At 40.2% G+C, this 18800-nt stretch carries 13 protein-coding genes; 9 read left to right on the top strand and 4 right to left on the bottom strand.

Features of this window, described 5'->3' with window-relative positions:
- The first annotated feature begins 341 nt into the window (after positions 1-341).
- The 5 genes from ACM0OX_RS07880 to ACM0OX_RS07860 all read left to right on the top strand — a co-directional run bounded on the left by ACM0OX_RS07880 (position 342) and on the right by ACM0OX_RS07860 (position 5601).
- A complete protein-coding gene (locus ACM0OX_RS07880; protein WP_414514392.1) occupies positions 342-1112 on the top strand; it encodes a class I SAM-dependent methyltransferase in 771 nt (256 codons plus the stop codon).
- Complete coding sequence (locus tag ACM0OX_RS07875; protein WP_414514391.1) at positions 1109-1843, top strand: TenA family transcriptional regulator; 735 nt, start codon at positions 1109-1111, stop codon at positions 1841-1843. Before ACM0OX_RS07880 ends, ACM0OX_RS07875 begins: the two co-directional genes overlap by 4 nt.
- Before the next feature lie 304 nt (positions 1844-2147).
- Positions 2148-2699 (top strand): heme NO-binding domain-containing protein, encoded by a 552-nt coding sequence (locus ACM0OX_RS07870; protein ID WP_334904855.1) that lies wholly within the window; start codon positions 2148-2150, stop codon positions 2697-2699.
- A gap of 10 nt (positions 2700-2709) precedes the next feature.
- Positions 2710-4158 (top strand): sensor histidine kinase, encoded by a 1449-nt coding sequence (locus tag ACM0OX_RS07865; RefSeq protein WP_414514390.1) that lies wholly within the window; start codon positions 2710-2712, stop codon positions 4156-4158.
- Positions 4159-4398: 240 nt separating this feature from the next.
- A complete protein-coding gene (locus ACM0OX_RS07860) occupies positions 4399-5601 on the top strand; it encodes an FtsW/RodA/SpoVE family cell cycle protein (RefSeq protein WP_414514389.1) in 1203 nt (400 codons plus the stop codon).
- Positions 5602-5712: 111 nt separating this feature from the next.
- Here ACM0OX_RS07860 and ACM0OX_RS07855 read toward each other — a convergent pair whose 3' ends face one another.
- From ACM0OX_RS07855 to ACM0OX_RS07845, 3 genes are all read right to left on the bottom strand, one after another.
- Positions 5713-8019 carry a hypothetical protein gene (locus ACM0OX_RS07855; protein WP_414514388.1) on the bottom strand — a complete coding sequence of 769 codons (2307 nt, stop codon included), beginning with the start codon at positions 8017-8019 and terminating at the stop codon, positions 5713-5715.
- A 13-nt stretch (positions 8020-8032) separates the two neighbouring features.
- Positions 8033-10267 carry a hypothetical protein gene (locus tag ACM0OX_RS07850; RefSeq protein ID WP_414514387.1) on the bottom strand — a complete coding sequence of 745 codons (2235 nt, stop codon included), beginning with the start codon at positions 10265-10267 and terminating at the stop codon, positions 8033-8035.
- A gap of 292 nt (positions 10268-10559) precedes the next feature.
- Positions 10560-12635, bottom strand: a complete 2076-nt coding sequence (locus ACM0OX_RS07845; protein ID WP_414514386.1) for a BamA/TamA family outer membrane protein — start codon at positions 12633-12635, stop codon at positions 10560-10562.
- 140 nt (positions 12636-12775) lie between these two features.
- Here ACM0OX_RS07845 and ACM0OX_RS07840 point away from each other — a divergent pair, with 140 nt between their 5' ends.
- Positions 12776-14140 carry a lipid-A-disaccharide synthase-related protein gene (locus ACM0OX_RS07840; RefSeq protein ID WP_414514385.1) on the top strand — a complete coding sequence of 455 codons (1365 nt, stop codon included), beginning with the start codon at positions 12776-12778 and terminating at the stop codon, positions 14138-14140.
- Positions 14141-14219: 79 nt separating this feature from the next.
- On the opposite strand, the gene ACM0OX_RS07835 is transcribed toward ACM0OX_RS07840, so the two are convergent.
- The gene (locus tag ACM0OX_RS07835) at positions 14220-14942 is read right to left on the bottom strand and encodes a response regulator transcription factor (protein WP_289794814.1); all 723 of its coding nucleotides are present in this window, start codon (positions 14940-14942) and stop codon (positions 14220-14222) included.
- Between the two features lie 319 nt (positions 14943-15261).
- On the opposite strand from ACM0OX_RS07835, the gene ACM0OX_RS07830 reads away from it, so the two are divergent.
- The 3 genes from ACM0OX_RS07830 to ACM0OX_RS07820 all read left to right on the top strand — a co-directional run bounded on the left by ACM0OX_RS07830 (position 15262) and on the right by ACM0OX_RS07820 (position 18694).
- A complete protein-coding gene (locus ACM0OX_RS07830) occupies positions 15262-15447 on the top strand; it encodes a hypothetical protein (protein WP_414514384.1) in 186 nt (61 codons plus the stop codon).
- A 750-nt stretch (positions 15448-16197) separates the two neighbouring features.
- Positions 16198-17505, top strand: coding sequence for an ATP-binding protein (locus ACM0OX_RS07825; protein WP_414514383.1), 1308 nt, complete (start codon positions 16198-16200; stop codon positions 17503-17505).
- Positions 17506-17569: 64 nt separating this feature from the next.
- Positions 17570-18694, top strand: a complete 1125-nt coding sequence (locus ACM0OX_RS07820; protein WP_414514382.1) for a response regulator — start codon at positions 17570-17572, stop codon at positions 18692-18694.
- The last annotated feature ends 106 nt before the right edge of the window (positions 18695-18800 follow it).

Below are 18800 nucleotides of genomic sequence, written 5' to 3'. Positions count from 1 at the left end.
TAGAAGAATTAATTTAACTTTATTAGTAAAGCTTATATGAAGTTGGAGGTTAAAAAAATAAGTTTTTATGTATAAAGTTGCTACTAACTAAGTAATCATTAAAGTTTATGAAGCTAAATCTAATTTAGCTGCTTATATTTAAAGAAACTGACAAGCTAATAATCTTTAAAATAGTTTTACCTTGGAAAACAATAGGTTTTAAACAAAAAACATAAAACCAGTAAAATCAACATTCTCAGACAAACATATTAATTGTTAAAACATATACATCAGCTGTTTCGATTTTGCCAAACTAAATTGATTAAGACAAGTCTAACTTGAGTATAAATAAATAATTAAAAATGTCAAATGTGAATCACAAAAACTCAACTAAAAACTTATATAATCGCACAGCATCAGAGTGGATTAGAGGAGAACCTACTTCCCTATCAGACTTTACAGCCCGCCCTTTTGTACTAGAGCTTTGTGAGCCTGTTGCTGGGTTGCAAGTACTTGATATAGGTTGTGGAGAAGGTTATTGCAGTCGAGAACTAAGCCGACGTGGCGCTGCATGGGTACATGGAATAGACCTTTCCCAAGGCATGATTGCAGCAGCAAACTTGCAAGAAGTAGAAGATGGATTGGGTATTAGCTATGAAGTAGGATGTGCTACCAATCTTAAGCAGTTTGATGATGGCGAAATTGACTTAGTTGTTGCAGTATTTTTATTTAACTATTTGACAATTGCTCAGACCCAAGAATGCATGGCAGAAGTTGCACGCATTCTTCGTCCAGGTGGTCGATTTGTATTTAGTGTTCCCCATCCATCTTTTCCATATATGCGGGAGGCAGCATATCCGTTTTATTTTCAAGTTGAAGGTACAGGCTATTTTAGCAAACGAGATCGGCAGTTTCCTGGTCGTATTTGGAAACGAGATGGCTCCTGGCTAAATGTGCAATTGATTCATAAAACTCTTGAGGATTACTTTAATGCTCTTAAATTTGCTGGCTTCAATACGATGCCAATTTTACAGGAATTGCGTGTAACTCCAGAACATATCGCAATAGATGAATCATTTTTTAGCCCGTTACTTGACCAACCTCTCCATCTAGCCCTACAAATATCACGATGACACAGACATCTTCTTTAGTTAGAAATTCCTTCCGTGAAATAACGACTAATCATCCTTTATGGAATCATGAATTTCTAACACGCTGTCAGACTGGAAATTTATTTTTACCAGACGTACAGGTACTAGCTGTCCAGATGTACAAATTCTCCAAAGAATTTAATCGTATTTTGGCTAGCATCTTGTCTTGCTGCCAAGATGAAACTAGTCAGTTAGTCATCTTGGAAAACCTATTTGACGAAATGGGACAGGGAGATATAACTCAGTCTCACCCAGAATTGTTTCGTAAATTTACCCGTGCACTTGGTATCCATGACGAAACTCTGGCATCACTACCCACTGCACCTGAAACTCGCGCCCTTATTGAAACCTACTTGCAGATGCCACATAAGTACGGCTATTTAGCTGCACTCGGTGCCGTCTGTTATGCTTCCGAAGGGATTGTTAGCTCACTCTATACGCAACTATACAAAGGAATTGTTGGCGCTACTCCTTTACCCAAAGAATCGCTGATCTTTTTTGAAGTCCATATTGATGTGGATGATAGTCATGCAGCGAAGCTAGCAGCAGTGATTGAACCTCAGATTAGCATGAATGAAGAAGATATTAAGATAAAGCTGGCTATTTCCGAAGCTATGGATGCCCGCCTCCAATTTTTTAACGGTATTCAGCGTCAAATCTCTAAATATAGCTTGTATCCTGATTCATGGCTGCCTTTTGATGAATCCCTGTAGTTAATCTGTCAAGCTTAAATTGATCGATAAAGAAGTTTGTAGTAAGGACTTTAGTCCTTACTATAAAACCTCAAAACTATCTGGGTAAAACGAATAAGTGAAAATACGGTTGTAATAATGAGTATTTGTAGCATTAGAATGCGAACAGTTTTCCCTACTTTTTTCGATTTTTAAAGCTGTAATAAAACATTTTAAGATTTGATTACAGAAAGTTTTGTCATTTAAATAAGCCTTTTAAGAAATTAGTTGTCGAGTCTTGGGCGAATTCACAAAGTAAAATTAGGTGCAGCAAGAGGAGGCTTCCATGTACGGATTAGTGAACAAGGCGATTCAAGACATGGTGTGCAGTCGCTTTGGCGAAGATACTTGGAAAACAATCAAGCAGAAAGCAGAGGTGGATGTAGATGTTTTTCTCAGTATGGAAGGCTATCCTGATGACATCACCCACAAGCTGGTAAAAGCTGCTAGTGTCATTCTCGGTTTATCTTCCTCAGAGATTATGCAAGCCTTTGGGGAATTTTGGGTTCAGTACACTGCTCAAGAAGGCTATGGCGAATTGATGGATATGAGTGGAGATGAACTCCCTGAGTTTTTAGAAAACCTTGATAATCTTCATGCTCGTGTAGGAGTTAGTTTTCCTAAACTCCAACCCCCATCATTTGAGTGTACTGATATAGAAGAAAATTCTCTGAGCTTACATTATCGCTCTGATAGAGAAGGGTTAACGCCAATGATTCTTGGACTAGTCAAGGGATTGGGAACCAGGTTTGATACAGAAGTTCATATTACCCAAACCCAAAGTCGAGATGAGGGTGCTGAACATGATGAATTTTTAGTGATTTATAAACCAAATTGAGTGCAGTAGCATGGCTCCTCCTCACCTTACACTTTCGCCAGAGTTGCTGGCGAAAGCTTTTCCTTTCCACTTTGCCTTTAACTGTAATCGGGAAATTGTACAAGCTGGTGATGTCTACGGGCGCATTTGTCCTGAAGCATTAGTTGGTAAATTGATTGAGCAGCATTTTCAGATCAATCGTCCAAAAATCCTGGTCGATTTTGATGCGATTAGTAAACAATCTCGTGCCCTATTTATATTAGAGTTTCTCCACAATGGAATGCTTCTCAAGGGTCAGATGATGTATCAACCAGAGGAGGAAGTGATATTTTTTTTAGGTTCTCCCTGGATTACAGATACAACTAGCCTGGCTCCTTTGGGTATTAAACTTAAAGACTTTGCAATTCACGATCCTATTGTTGATTTCCTGTTTCTGCTACAAGCTCAGAATACTGCTTTGGCTGATGCCAAAAAGTTAACAAGTGAACTGAAACAGCAAAGGGCACAACTACGCAGTGCGCTACAAATCAAGGAGAATTTAGCAGAAATTGCTGAGGCTCAGTCTAAAAAATTGGAAAAATCTCTCCGGGAGCTACAACAAACTCAAGCCCAATTAGTCCAGGCTGAAAAAATGTCCAGTTTGGGGCAGTTAGTTGCAGGAGTCGCTCACGAAATTAACAACCCGGTTAATTTTATTTATGGTAATTTGAAATATGCAAAGGATTATACACAGTGTTTGTTGAACCTTGTGCATCTTTACCAGCAATTTTATGACAATCCTGTGTCAGATATTCAAAAATACATTAAGGAAATTGAGTTAGATTTTTTACTAGATGATTTGCCCAAAATCCTAAATTCGATGGAAGTAGGAGCTGAACGGATCTCTGAAATTGTCTTATCTCTGCGGAATTTCTCTCGTCTTGATGAGGCGGAGAAGAAAAGAGTTGATATTCATCAGGGACTAGATAGTACTTTGCTGATTTTACAAAGTCGCTTCAAGGATAGTGTCGATCATCCTGAGATCAAAGTAGTGAAAAATTATGGAGATTTACCTTTAGTAGATTGCTACGCCGGCCAACTCAATCAAGTATTCATGAATATTATCAGTAATGCAATCGATGCGCTCGATAATTATGATAGTAGACGCGCGATCGCAGAAATTCATACTAATCCTAATATAATTACAATTACTACGGAAGTCATCGAAACGAACTGTGTCATCCGAATTGCTGATAATGGTTCAGGAATAACAGAAGCAGTTAAGGAACGACTGTTCGATCCATTTTTCACAACTAAGCCAGTCGGTAAGGGTACGGGATTGGGTTTATCAATTAGCTATCAAATTATAGTTGATAAACATGGCGGAACACTAAGATGTATATCAGAACCTGGGCAAGGAACTGAGTTCTGGATTGAAATTCCCCTATCTATGAACAAACAATCACTTAATTGCGTGAAATCATTAAGTTTAATAAAATAAATACTTTCAGTCAATTTTCGAGCGATCGCTCTTAACTATAGAACCCTAAAATTTAAGTATAAAATACTACTTATTTACTGCGTAGTAGAGATTGCAATTTATCAGAAATATTGAACTAGTGATGTATTGAAGTTAACAACTCTAAGATTTATGGTTGTAAAGCCTACTTATGAGTTATAAGTTATGATTTATGAGTTTTATTTTTAACTCCTAATTTCTAACTTTTTACCTGTACCGATCGTGAATCTACGCCGCCTGATTCCAATTTTTGATAGTTCAGTCTCCAACTGGGCATTAGAAGCGCGGTTGTTGCGCTGGTTAACGTTGATTTGGCTGTTCGTCGGCTTGATCATGCTATTTTCAGCATCATATCCTGTCGCTGATGCCCGTCAGAATGATGGTTTGTACTACTTTAAACGTCAACTGCTTTGGGTCTTAGTTTCCTTAATCGGATTCAATATTATTGTTAATTCGCCGTTGCAGAAAATTTTGGGACTATCCCATTGGTTTTTGTTGCTGTTTTTAGGGTTAATTTTTGTCACACTGATCCCAGGATTGGGAAGAAAAGCTTTTGATGCAGCGCGTTGGATTGCGATCGGGCCAATTCCGATTCAACCTTCAGAACTAATTAAACCCTTTTTGGTGTTGCAAAGTGCGCGGCTTTTTGGTCAATGGGAACGAATTAGTTGGCGGGTTCGCTTGGCTTGGTTGGGCGTTTTTGGTCTGGTACTTTTAGGAATTCTTGCCCAGCCTAACTTGAGTACAACGGCACTTTGCGGCATGACTATCTGGCTAATTGCTTTAGCCGCTGGCTTACCTTACAAGTACCTGGGAGGAACAGCAATTGGTGGAGTGATGTTGGCACTACTCAGTATTAGTATTAAAGAGTATCAGCGTAAGCGGGTGATGTCATTCCTCAATCCTTGGGCGGATGCTACAGGAGATGGCTACCAGTTGGTGCAAAGTCTACTAGCTGTTGGTTCTGGTAAAACTTGGGGAGCTGGATATGGGCTTTCTCAACAAAAGCTGTTTTATTTACCAATTCAAGATACCGATTTTATTTTTGCGGTGTTCGCTGAAGAGTTTGGCTTTGTTGGCAGTATGGTGTTGTTGGTACTTTTAGCTACATTCGCCACTCTCGGATTAGTTGTGGCGCTGAAGGCTAAAAATATCGTACATCAATTGGTAGCGATCGGTGTGACGACTTTGATGGTGGGACAATCATTGCTCCACATCGGTGTTGCTACGGGTTCTCTACCGACTACTGGCTTACCCTTACCCATGTTTAGTTATGGTGGTAATTCTATGATTGCCAGCTTAATAGCTGCTGGGTTGTTGATTCGGGTTGCACGTGAGAGTAGTGAAGCTGAGGTAGTACCGTTGCGAAAACCTCAGCTTGAAAATGGGCGCAGACGCCGAGCTTTTCATAAAACCAGGAATTAGCAAAAGCTACGATAGACAAAGTTTTGCGCTCTTTGCAGGAATTAAATAGATTATGGAAGACTTAAAGTCTGCAACTTTCATATATCTCTGCTTTTCACATCGCCCAAAAAGTTATCTCTGAGGTAAGGGAGTCTTAAATGGGCTATTGCTAGGTGGCAGAGTAGGTGGAATTGGGTTAATGCCAGGTATAGGAGTAGGCTCTACTTTTTTGAGGACTGTGATTGCAAATCCTCTTTGCTGGGGTTGTTGCTTACCAGATATATCATTGACTAGCAGTCCGATTTGAGGGGGGAAGGCTTGATTTACTGGAAACTTGGTTGAACCAACTGCTGAAACGTCATTGCCGTATGGTAGAAGTTTAACCTGAATATTTTCTCCCTCTACTCTCCAACTTAGAATAGCAGATGTTCCTTCATTGAGAACCAAATTTGGTTGTTCGCTACCGTTAATTTTGAAATAGACAATCTTAAATGGTTTGGGTAATATTGGAATTTTTGATTCAGCTTTTTTAGAACTAATTTTGTCACTTCCATTATTAGAAGCAGCTTTGATTTCAAATGCAAAACTTCCTACTTTATTTGCTAGTAAAGGAATATTTTTACATTGCAGTTGTTGATTTTGTTGTATACATAGTTTTTTAAATTTAGGATCTGTAATATTGCCTTGATTAAATTTGTAAGTAACTGGTTCACCATAAGATGTACCATCATCTGCATTGCCAACAACCTGTAGTTGTGACAGTAATAATGGACGTGCAATTGTCCAACTAAAAAGAATATTTTCACCTTTTGTGTACTGGGGCTTATCTAGCTGAAAATTAACTACTGATGCAATTGGTTTTTCTGCAATTTCTACCTGGGTAGTTTGCGCTACTACTTGGTTATTTCGGGAAAATATTTGGATGCCATTGCGATAAAAGGCTTGTAATTCAAAAGTGTAATTACCTTTTGTTTTCACTCCAGTTTTGACGTTGCTACAAATTAACTCTTGTTTATCTTGTACCTGACAAGGAGGGATTTCATTAGCACTTCCTTTACCCAGTGTTTCAGGAATGCCATTGCTAAAGTCATAAGTAATAGGCTGAATAGGTTGGAAACCTTTAGCCGTCAAAACTAACTTTTTTAACTGTTTATATTGATGAATTTCCCAGTTTAAAGCTACCTCATCACCTTCAGTAATTTGAGAGTCATTTGCACTAAAATTTTCTAATCTCAAAGGATCGGGGTTTAAAATTCGCCAAATGATAAATCCTATCCCTCCCAATAACCCCAAAATTACCAAAATTAACAGAAGAAATTGCCACCAAGGACGGGGTTTCCATACCAAAGTTCCTTGAGGCAGTGTGTTCGGTAGGGGTAAATTTTGTTGGTCTTTGATATCGAGTTGAAAGTTGATCGCTAGCCCTGCACCAAACCACGGTCGTCGCCACCAAGGTTTGGGTTTGACTGTCAAATTAGCCAAAGCGCTTCTATTAGGTAATAATCTGACTTCAGTAGGATCGAATTTGTAAGTATATAGTTCTTCTTCGTCTCGACTTTTTAAGTTTAATATCAGTTCGCGGACAATATTGCCCTGGTTAGCTAGTGATAAGTCGTACTTGCCAAGACTACGGCTAACTTGTCCCAAGATGGTATGAAGTTGTATATCTAAGCGATAATTTGTCGGAATTTGGATATACACCAAATCCAGTAGTACTAAATCTGGAGAGTTTTCTGAATACAAGCGGATTGTCGGCGAATAGCTTCCCGCAAGAGTATCCCCAGGTGGGTGAAATTTCAACAATATTTGACCTTGAGTACCAGGATTGAGTTCTATTGCAGTCACGTCAGACACTAATCCTGGCCCCTCAAATCCAGTTGCAGGATAATTAATTGTGAACCAGTCATCGTCTAAATCTGGACAACTCAAGCGGAATCTGTCTACGAGATAAGAGCGATTGTCTACTATGACCTCCACTTGCAGAGGCTCACTAGGATTGAAAATTAACGGTTTGTTGGGGTTGGTGTTAGGTCTAATGGAAAATGTCGGGTCGTTCACCCGAATTGCAGTCTGTTCTTTTAGCAGAACCTTAATTTGGTTTGCGAAAGTTATGGGAGTATCTTGTGGATAATGTAGAGGAGAATCTACGACTAGTGTATAGTCATAGGTTCCTGGGAGAGCATTTGCGGCAATTTGAAACTCAAATCTCACTTCGTCACTATTTTGCCCTGGAGCTAATGCTAAACTTTCTCTGGGAGAACTAGACCAGCCGGTTAAATTTTGAAATACTTCATCAAAAACAAAATATAAGTCAATAACCGCACTTTGATTTCCCTGATTGATTACAACAATATAGAGTTCAATCGTATCTCCTGGCATCCCAAATTGAATTCCAGGTGGGTTGATAATAACTTGCAGTGGATTAAATTTAGCTTGCATGTCATTGATTCCCTTATTTGATGCGGTGTAATTTGACCTGAAAATCTTCACCACCACTCACAATCATGGTTCCTTGATTAGTTTTCAAGTCGATACTATTGATTTTTTTAGAGCTTTGGTAAATTGTTTTACCTTCTGCTGCTCTTGCTTTGTCAAGCTTATGTTCGGGAGTTAAATACCAAACTACGACTCGTCCATCATCGCCACCACTTACTAAGAGACTACCATCGTCACTAAATGCTAGAGTCCGCACAGATGTTTTTGATGCTGACCAACGGTCTAGTTGCGTACAATTAAGCTCATTTACTTTTTCTAGCGGATTCGGATTTTTGATAGTTTGACACTGATTTAAATCCCAAATGGTAATAAATCCCGCAGAATCAGAAGTTGCGAGGATTTTTCCTGTTGAGTCAGGAACAAAAGCTAATCCCCAAATAAAGTCTTCAGGCCCAACTAATGGGTCTAGTTTTTCTAGATTTTGTACTGATAAACTTGGCGATTGTTTATCAGATTGAGTTTGATTCCATTGCCACAATATAAAACGCTTAAAGTTTCCAGCAATTACTAGAGTTTTTGCATCTGGGCTGAGATTTAATGCCCGGACTTGGAAACCTGAGAGTTTCAATCTACTTTGTATGTCAATAACTTGCGGTTCTGGCAGAAAATCGCTGTTAGGTGCTGGTCTTGACCATAGTCTCACTTTACCGCTGCCATACCCACTGAATAAGTTAAGTGAGTTTGAGGTGAAAGCTAGGTCAAAAACGCGATCGCCTTTTGCTTTAGGATCTTTAAGGTCTTGAAGTTGGCTAATCTTTGTACCTGAAGGAACATCTCTGAGTTCAATTACACCATTATCTAAACCAACAGCAACACGATTATTTTGTAATGGCATGAAGCGCAAGACTTCTACAGCATCATCGGTAATGGTCATCAACCCTTTGGGCTGTTGTGCTTGCTCGCAAGCAAGGGGCTGCCCAGCGTATCTTACAGTATCATCAGGGTCTAAACTATCAGCACCAATTCTCCAAAATCTTAAGGTGCAATCATCTGAGCCACTGACCACAGATAAACCAATGCCACTAAAACGCACTGAGTTGACAGAACGGGTATGCATTACACCTCTTGGTTGCAGGATTAATGCTAGGAGTGCGGCTAATAGTGCGATCGCAGCCAATTGTAGCCATAAAGGTATAATTGGCAAAGTCTCTACTTCTAATGTCTGCGTGGCTGGGTCTGTACTTCCTAAACGTTGGTCGGATAATTCCGATTTAGCCTCTAGCAACAAAGTTTTACCGATTCCCACCCAAGGGCGTTTTGTTTTAACATCGAGGATGACTTTACTTGTCTCTCCTAGATGAAGATTGGCAGTTTCAGGAAGCTTTTTAAAACTACATTTTCGCCAGTCTCTACCCTGCACCTGCACATTAATTTCCTGGTTGAGATTGCTAGCGTTTTTAAATAGTAATTCAAAGGAAGCAGTATCAGATTTCCAGTCAGGCAACCATGCCGATTTATTGGGGATTTTCAGGTGTTTTTCGGTGGTAGTAAAGTCTATAAAACCCACTGGCAAAACTTCAATGTTGCCTTCAGCATTAGTTGGATAACCATTATTGCTAACAGCTTCAATAGTAAAAGGATAATTTTGACTGGGCGCTTGCACTACAGAAGGAGGTTGGCATTGGAATGTAGCTTCTGCTAAACCACCTGGATCTAAGGGTAATCGGCGTTCTGCACTGCCAGCTAGCCAAGACGGATCGACGCCTGTAAAACGTAGCATTACCTCAGTTGGTTGCTGCCCCAAGTTCCGCACCCGTACTGGTATATCGACAGAATTGCGGGGATAAACTTGGAACTCTCGTACAGGCAACTCTACACTTAAGTGTGTTGGTCTGTTGTCTCGCTCGATTTTCAGGCGTAGCACAAGTCTGGACTGTTGTGCTAATTGCGGTGAGAAAATATTTACCATCAGGTTGACAGTACCAACAAATCCCGGTATGGGTGTATTGAATACGAAAACTTGGAAGATGGTACTACTGCCTGGTGGCTTGGCTGCCGCTACCTCTGGTTCGAGTCTATACCAACGATATCCTGTGTTGCGGATTTCTCCGGCTGCGGTAATTTCTATTTGAAAATTGACGAAGCGATCGCTGTCATTATTGACAGTTACCTCAAATGATACAGGAGTATCACCTGGACGAAAGGTTAGGTTCTGAGTAGAAAGGCTGGCATTAATAACACTTTTTTCCATGCTATTACTTATAATATTTTTTTATATTCTGCATGACTAGCGCTATTAAAAAATTAATGTCTCGTGAAAACGTGACAATAGCTTTTTTCCTTTGATTATTGAAATTTATATACTATTAAATATTGTGTAATAAATTGGCCAATTTATAAAAGTCATTTTCAAAGGCGATCGCTAATAGAGATATGAGCTAAAAAGAATGTAGAGACATCGCACTGCTATGTCTCTACAAGGGTTCTGGATAACGCATATTTAGTTTTTAGATATGACTTTCTCAGCAACGCCTGAACTCAGACTAAAATCGCTGCCCAATTCCCAGATGCACTTTGCTTTCTCCCTGGTCGTTAATACCATAGTCAGCCCGAATTAAGCCTAGTGGTGAATTTAGTCGCACTCCCGCCCCATAACCAAAACCATAACCTGGTTTATCTCGTACACCCGCCGGATCTCCTAATACAGTATCACCAGAACCTAAATCTGAGGCGAAGTCGGCAAACAATACACCACCTACGATTGGTAAAACGGGAAAACGGTATTCTGCCGAAGCCAACACATAACTGCGCCCACTGCCAACTTCTCCAGAATCGTAACCGCGCACTGAGTTGGAACCACCCAAGTTAAAGCTTTCGTAGGGCGGTAAATTCCCAAGGACGGTACCGGCTTGGACATTCACCGCAAAGACTTGTGGCTGTTTGCTGTTAAATAACTGCACTGGTAAATATTGGCTGTAATTGGCTTTGAGGCGATTGAGGGAAATATTACCTTCGCCGATGGGTATAGATTGTTCTGTACTCAGACTCAAAACGGAACCTTGAGTTGGATTGATGGGATTATCCCGTTGGTCTTTGGTGGCGGTGAAGGATACGGTAGTTAGGTCGTCAATACCAGTTCCACTCGCAGAGAGGGGATTGCCTTGAGCGTCAGTTGGGGTAATATTACCTTGGCGATCGCGAATACTAGTTCGGGTATAGTTTAATCCTAATGAGGTATTCCAATCGTCAATTGGTCGCTGCAAGCTGACACCACCGCCAATTTGACCTTCTCGCACTTTATCGCCGTTAGCTAGCTTAATCTTGTCATCAAAGGTTTCCGAAAGTTCCTGACTACGAAAACCATTTACAGTGTAGCCGAAGCGATCGGGGTTAGTTGTCCGATAGGGGCTAGTAAATTTGGTATTAAACTGCAAGTCTCGGCTACTTACCCCAACATTCACGCCTAAAGTATCATTCACACCGCCGACATTCTGATCTTGATAGCTGATTGTACCTACCAATCCCTGATCGGCATTGTAACTACCACCCAAGTTAACACCACGCGCCCCAGTTTCTTTGAGTTGGTAGACTAAATCGAGTTTTGTCGCATCTCCTTCTAAGGCAACATTCACACTCTCAAATAAACCAGTACGATATAGCTGTTGAATGTCTTGTTTAACGACATTTTCTTGGAAAATTTGACCTGATTTCAACTTGAGTTGTTGTTGTAAGAAATCTGCTTTGGTGCGTCCTACAACGGGATTACCCTTGCTATCAACGGTTTTACCCTCATCGTTGACAAAGCGAAACTTGATATCACTTACCAAGCCTTCAGCGACATTCACAGTGAGAATGCCTTGAGAACTGGGTTTAATTGATAGCACCCGCGCCAAGTTATAACCATTGTCGGCGTACCACTTGTTAATTTGTGCTACTGCTTGTTGCAGTCCACTAGGACTAATGGTGGTTCCAATCTGAGATTGCAAACTTTGTTGGGCGACTTGATAGGTAAGTACTTTAGCACCAGATAATTGCAGCGATCGCACTATCACCGGTTGAACTTGGTATACTACATTCAATCCAGCCTGTGTGCTAAAGCTATTCACACTGACACTACTAAATAAACCTGTATTTAAAATTGCTGTTACATCTTTTTGTAGCTGGCTTTGACTGGTTTCTCCACCAGCCTGGGTTTTAATTACCTGGCGAATGATTTGCTGTAATTCTTGATTGGCTCCCACCACCTGTACATCTGTAGCTCTGACTACCAAATTGCTTTCAGTAGCAGGAGTTTTGGGGGATGAAGGGGAAAAAGAGGGAGTGGGAGGAAGTATTACTGATGAATTTCCCTTGTCTGCTGATTTTAAGACTACTGGGGAATTTTTGTTTGCACCTGTTTGCACGGTGACGGGATTTTGGGAAAATTGTTGTGCAACTATAGTTTCTGGGGAAGCAATTGTCTCTACCCGTGCGAGAGTGTCTTCAATTATCGGCACTACCAAATTACCAGCTTTTGCAGTTGGAGTAACGGTTTTAGCAGGTGCAGCCGTTGCTTGCTGAGTAACATTCCCAGCAGCTAAAGTAGCTAAAGTAAAAATAGCAGTAGTAGAAACTCGCATAAATATTTAACCTAATTAACTGGGAGTTAGTTGTAGAGACGCTAGCGAATAGGGATAATACTAACTTCCAGCTTCTTCGTCGATTTCCCTATTTATACCTCTTACCCAAACAGACAGTTAATTTTGATATTTTGTTTCTTATGAGTAATCTATCTCGGTCATCTCTAGCTTCTAACTCCCAATCTGCAACTTCTCCTTTGCGGTTACTTGTATTAAGTAATGGTCATGGGGAAGACATGATTGCAGTTCGTATTTTGCAAGAACTCCAACGACAACCAAACCCACCAGAGGTATTTGCTTTGCCTCTGGTAGGTGAAGGACGTGCTTATGAACAGTTGGATATCCCCTTTATCGGTTCAGTCCTGAATATGCCTTCTGGCGGCTTTATTTATATGGATGGCCACCAATTAGCACGGGATGTACGCGGTGGTTTATTGCAACTTACCCTCAGCCAAATTAAAGCTATCCGCCGTTGGGTAAGTTCTCAAAAAAAATTAGGTAATAGAAGAGCGATTTTAGCAGTGGGAGATATTGTGCCGCTGTTGTTTGCAACATTCAGTGGCGCTAATTATGCTTTTGTCGGTACAGCAAAATCTGAATATTATGTGCGAGATGAAGCTGGATTATTACCACGGAAATCTAAAGACGCACGTTGGGAAAACTTTTCTGGTTCAGTTTACCATCCTTGGGAACGTTGGTTAATGAGTCGTCGCCGTTGTAAGGCTGTGTTCCTGAGAGATGCGCTGACGACGGAAACATTAAAACAATGGCCAATTCCAGCTTTTTATTTGGGTAATCCTATGATGGATGGTCTAGAACCAACGTTTTCACGCCAACAATTTTATAGTCAGAATATCCAACAGCAAGAGACAGTTAGACCTTTTGTAGTGACTCTTCTTCCTGGTTCTCGTTCGCCAGAAGCATACACCAACTGGGAAACAATTATGATTGCCGTATCTGCATTGATGGTAAGTTTTCAACAGCGAGATTCAATCTTTTATACTTCTAACACAGTAGTGTTTTTAGGTGCGATCGCTCCTGGTTTAGACTCTAATATTTTATCCAAAAGTGTGCAATCCCAAGGCTGGCGCGCTGAATCAGCATCTCCTATCCAACTTCGCGATCCAAATGTCTTGACATTTAAACAGAGAAATGCTTATCTACTATTGACACAACAAGCCTATAATGATTGCTTGCATTTGGGAGATATAGCGATCGCAATGGCAGGTACAGCCACAGAACAGTTTATCGGTTTAGGCAAACCTGCGATCGCGATTCCCGGTAATGGGCCACAATATAACTCTGGCTTTGCTGAATCTCAAAGTCGTCTTCTGGGATCATCTTTGATTTTAATTGAGCAACCGGCAGAAGTAGCGAAGGTTGTACAATCCCTATTTAAAAACCCTGATAATTTGCAAATTATTGCTGAAAATGGTGGGCGACGTATGGGCAAACCGGGAGCAGCACTACGTATTGCTAATTGCTTGCGGGAAAAATTGGGATAATGGGGCAGTGGGTATGGGGCATTATGGCAGGTTATTCTCCTTGTCCCCTTGTCCCCTCATCTCCCTTGTCCCTAATCCCTCACGCCACCAAGCCCGAACGTAAGGCCCTCACAGCAGCTTGGGTACGGTCATCAGCACATAGTTTATTTAGAATATTACGAACATGGGTTTTTACAGTACCAACTGTAATGTAGAGTTTCTCGGCAATTTGCCCATTGCTACATCCAGCTACAATCAACTCTAGGATTTCCAGTTCCCGTTGAGTCAGAGGGTATGTTTCCAAAACTTGCTCGTATTCTGATGCCAACGCCTCAATTTTTACAGTCTTCGGCTTGTCAGAACCTTGACTTTCTCCAGGAATACCTTGGCGCATCTTCCGCAATACCACGTTGGCAATTGCCGGATCGATCCAAGAGTTACCGCCGTGAGTTGCTTGAATTGCCTCAGTTAATTTACTGATGCTGGTTTCTTTCATATAATAAGAATCAGCGCCAGCTGCGAAGGCTGCAAGTACAGCATCCTCTGTATGATCCATTGTCAAGATGAGAATCTTTGTAGTAGATTGCCCATTTTCAGCCTGGGAGCGTTTGAATTTGCGAGTGAGTTCGATGCCATCCATATCAGGCAAGCCGATATCTACTACCGCTACATCTGGCTTTGCCGTTTCTAAAAGTTTTAATCCTTGGGTAGCATTTGCCGCTTCCCCAATTACTTTCAATGCACTATGAGACTGTAATGCTGCTCGTAGCCCCATTCGCGTTAAGTCATGATCTTCAATTAAAATAATACTAATTTCATTCATCGCTACACTCACTCTTGCGCTGTTTGCATCTTTCAAAGTCTTGCCTTTTGTAACTACTATCTATTATTTTCCCAAACTCAAGATAGATGATATTTCACCCTGTCTGCATCCACCGATAGAAATAACAAATACTCAAAAATTTTATATTTAGATAGAGGACAAATCTAGCTGGAGATATATAGATACTTACACAAAAAGTATGAAATATTGAAACGAATGCTAAATTGCTCCTCTTTGCCGATCGTTCAGCTTCGAGTTGCCATGTTCCATTGGTTAATTAGGATTATTTTGGATCAAACTTTAAAAAAAGCTTACGAAAATGAAAAAATTACAGCGGGTGAAAGTTGCTTTACGAGAAAGTGAACGATGGTTGCGAGCGATTTTTAATCAAACCTTTGGATTCATCCGATTGATAGAGCCAATAGAAATCCTCATAGAAGGGAATCAGGCAGCGTTAAAATTTGGTGGAATCACCAACAGCAAAGTAATTCGTAATTCTTGGTGACTAACTTGTTCATCTGACTTTTCACAGGATATAATAGCAGCCTTCTGTGCTAACCTTTCCCCTTTATAGGTTTTGGATTTTTGCCTTTTGTCGGGAACCTTGCTTCGGTATTAAGTTTTGGTAATTTTGCGAACATCTATAAGTTCGATATAACCGGGAAAATACTAATACAGATGTGGCGATCGCTAAGAAAATTGTCGAAATTTTAGGAGCTAGGATTACTTCAGATTCAAAAATAGCTGTAGATATTACTTTTTTATTTACCTGGTCTAACTAACCTGATAGATAAAACTGTTCAAGCTTATGGTACACGATAATGAGATGTAACTCTCACCAATGACTGAGGACGGTGGCTTGCTCACTCATCTACAATTGTTTTAACCTTGGTAAAGTATTTTATTTTACTTTATATCAGCGGTGTCTGCTTGTTAATTACTAATTTTTTGTAGGACATTGGTCATTTGCTAGGAGTTTAGTTACCATCTGGTAAATTAACCAGATTGAAGATACAACAGACTCCATTCAACCCAAGGAAAGACCCGAAAGAGCGATCGACATACTACTAATGGAGGATAACGAAGTTGATGTGATGAATGTCAAGCAGGTATTAAAGTGGATCTTATGCAAAATATCTTAATTAATCAAATTACAGGTTTTAGATATCCGAAAATCTTATATTCTTTAGTTGGATAATCTGAAAAAGAGAAATGTTATACATCAACCTATGTTTGGCGGCGAAAATAAAAACCGATGGAAGAGACGCTGAAAATTTTGGTTGTAGACGATGACGAAGTAGATCGGCTAGCAATCTGTTCTGCTCTGACTACAGCAGGTGTTCAGATGCAACTGTCTGAAGTAGGCAATGGTAATGATGCGTTCTCTGTCTTAAGCATTACTGCTTACGATTGTGTTTTCCTAGACTACTCCTTGCCAGATCGGGATGCACTAACTTTGATTCAACAGCTACGTTCTTCAGAAATTAAAGTTCCTTTAGTAGTCCTAACTGGTCAAGGAGATGAACAAATTACTCTCCAATTATTGAAAGCTGGTGCTACAGACTATCTCTCTAAGTCTAGAATATCTCCAGAAACTTTGTCGCAGGTTTTGCGGAATGTGATTCGGATTTATCGGGCGGAAATGCAGGTAGATTTGGCAAATCAGCAACTCAGAGAAACTCATGAACAACTCATTTGTCAGAACCAAGAATTGGAGAGACAACAACAACAGATTCAAATGCAAAACTTCAAGCTATTGGAGGCATCACGTCTAAAATCACTTTTTTTGGCAACTATATCTCACGAACTTAGAACGCCGATGAATGCGATTATTGGTTTTTCGCAAATACTGCTGCGTCCTAAATTCGGTCAGCTAACGCACCAGCAAGCAGATATGGTTGAGCGCATTTTGAATAATGGGAAGCATTTACTAATGCTACTCAATGAAGTTCTCGACTTTTCCAAGCTGGAGGGAGGAGGATTAGATTTAAAGGCAGAAAGATTTGATATATCAAAGGTAATCAATCTTGTTGTCAGTGAAATGCGTTCCCTCGCTGATGCTAAAAATCTTTCATTGTTAGTACAAACCGATTTGCAAAATCCTTTGGTATTTAACGATCCGGTTCGTGTCAAACAGATTTTGATTAACCTGCTTTCCAATGCCATTAAATTCACAGAATCTGGTGAAATTTGGGTTGCGGTTAAGGAACTCCCTGCAAATCGAGTAGTAATTATCGTTCAAGATACAGGTATAGGCATAGCCCCCAGAGATTTTAAGCATATTTTTGAAGCATTTCGGCAAGTCGATCAAACTATCACTCGCAAATATCCGGGTACAGGTCTGGGTTTGGCCATTATAGATTCGCTAGTGCGAATGATGGGCGGTAAAATATTTCTGGAGAGTAAATTGGGGATGGGTTCAATGTTTAAAATTGAATTGCCACGTCAAATTACATTACCGACTCTAGCAGCCCATGCTCCAGCTTCACAGTTAGATAACAATAACGACGATTTTTTTTGCCCTGCTAAAAATCCTCATCAGTCATCTTCTCAAGCCAGGTAAGCACCAATAGAATATCCTAAATTTAAAAATTACTTCCAAAAAAACTGATAAAAATTTATAAATCATGTCTGTAGTTGAAAATAATAAAATTTATCGGATCTTAGCAGTTGACGACACTCAAGATAATCTCATTTTGGTTCAAGCAATTTTAGAGAGTGAGGGGTATGAAATTGATTTGGCTTCAGATGGAATCAAGGCTTTACGGAAAATTGAGCAATCTCCACCCGATCTGGTTCTGTTAGATGTAATGATGCCAGGGATAGATGGCTATGAAGTCACACGTCGGATTCGGAATAACCCTGCAATTTCTTATATTCCAATTCTGTTGATTACTGCCTTTCATCAATCCAGCGTTGTCGAAGGTTTGGACGCTGGTGCTGATGATTTTATTCGTAAACCATTTGATACTGATGAACTACTGGCAAGAGTCCGATCGCTATTACGTCTCAAGCACAGTCTGGACGAACAACAAAAAATGGCCCGCCAACGGGAAGACTTTGTTTCCCGTCTGACTCATGACTTGCGAACTCCTCTAGTAGCCGCCGATCGCATGTTGAATTTGTTTGAAATGGAAACATTCTGCAAAATTTCGCCGGAAATGAAACAAGCGATCGCAGTAATGATTCGCAGTAACCAAAATTTGATGGAAATGGTGAACACGCTCTTAGAAGTCTATCGCTTCGAGGCGGGTAAAAAAACGTTGAATTGGGAGGAATGCGATTTATGTGAGATAGCTCAAGAAGTAGTCAGCGAACTAAGTCCTCTAACTAATGAAAAAGGCTTGACTCTGGAAATTAATACCCGTGAATTAGATCCACTGAGTCAAAACGCTGCTGTTATTATGGGCGATCGTTTAGAATTACGGCGAGTGTTAAACAACCTGATTGCAAATGCCATCAAATTTACAGATACGGGAGGCATAACAATCCGTATTTATGAAACATCATCTCATCCAGGAGATCCAGATTCGGTAATAATTGAGGTACAAGATACAGGATATGGGATTGCGCCAGAAGATCGGGCAACAATTTTCGAGCGATTTCGCCAAGGCAGAAATAAACGCTCAGGTAGTGGCTTAGGACTACATCTATCCCATCGCATTATAGAAGGGCACGCAGGAACTATCCAGGTAACTTCTGAACTAGGAAAAGGTAGTTTATTTACCGTGAAACTACCTAAAAACACTTAAGTTATTTTCCTTGACCACAAATTATTTTGCGAATATCTTCCAAGAAATTACATTTAATTTTTGATGTGTTTTTATGCCCCTAATAAAACTTAAATTAGCTTAAATT

Origin of the sequence: Nostoc sp. PCC 9305, assembly GCF_963920915.1 — a bacterium.
GTDB lineage: Bacteria > Cyanobacteriota > Cyanobacteriia > Cyanobacteriales > Nostocaceae > Nostoc.
The sequence above is the reverse complement of the archived record's forward strand: the minus strand, read 5'-3'. Positions and strand labels throughout refer to the sequence as shown.

Coding starts and splice junctions, on each gene's coding strand:
- ACM0OX_RS07855 (WP_414514388.1), bottom strand. CDS start 8,019: ATGCAAGCTAAATTTAATCCACTGCAAGTTATTATCAACCCACCTGGA.
- ACM0OX_RS07825 (WP_414514383.1), top strand. CDS start 16,198: ATGGAAGAGACGCTGAAAATTTTGGTTGTAGACGATGACGAAGTAGAT.
- ACM0OX_RS07850 (WP_414514387.1), bottom strand. CDS start 10,267: ATGGAAAAAAGTGTTATTAATGCCAGCCTTTCTACTCAGAACCTAACC.
- ACM0OX_RS07835 (WP_289794814.1), bottom strand. CDS start 14,942: ATGAATGAAATTAGTATTATTTTAATTGAAGATCATGACTTAACGCGA.
- ACM0OX_RS07865 (WP_414514390.1), top strand. CDS start 2,710: ATGGCTCCTCCTCACCTTACACTTTCGCCAGAGTTGCTGGCGAAAGCT.
- ACM0OX_RS07830 (WP_414514384.1), top strand. CDS start 15,262: ATGAAAAAATTACAGCGGGTGAAAGTTGCTTTACGAGAAAGTGAACGA.
- ACM0OX_RS07840 (WP_414514385.1), top strand. CDS start 12,776: ATGAGTAATCTATCTCGGTCATCTCTAGCTTCTAACTCCCAATCTGCA.
- ACM0OX_RS07875 (WP_414514391.1), top strand. CDS start 1,109: ATGACACAGACATCTTCTTTAGTTAGAAATTCCTTCCGTGAAATAACG.
- ACM0OX_RS07820 (WP_414514382.1), top strand. CDS start 17,570: ATGTCTGTAGTTGAAAATAATAAAATTTATCGGATCTTAGCAGTTGAC.
- ACM0OX_RS07845 (WP_414514386.1), bottom strand. CDS start 12,635: ATGCGAGTTTCTACTACTGCTATTTTTACTTTAGCTACTTTAGCTGCT.
- ACM0OX_RS07880 (WP_414514392.1), top strand. CDS start 342: ATGTCAAATGTGAATCACAAAAACTCAACTAAAAACTTATATAATCGC.
- ACM0OX_RS07870 (WP_334904855.1), top strand. CDS start 2,148: ATGTACGGATTAGTGAACAAGGCGATTCAAGACATGGTGTGCAGTCGC.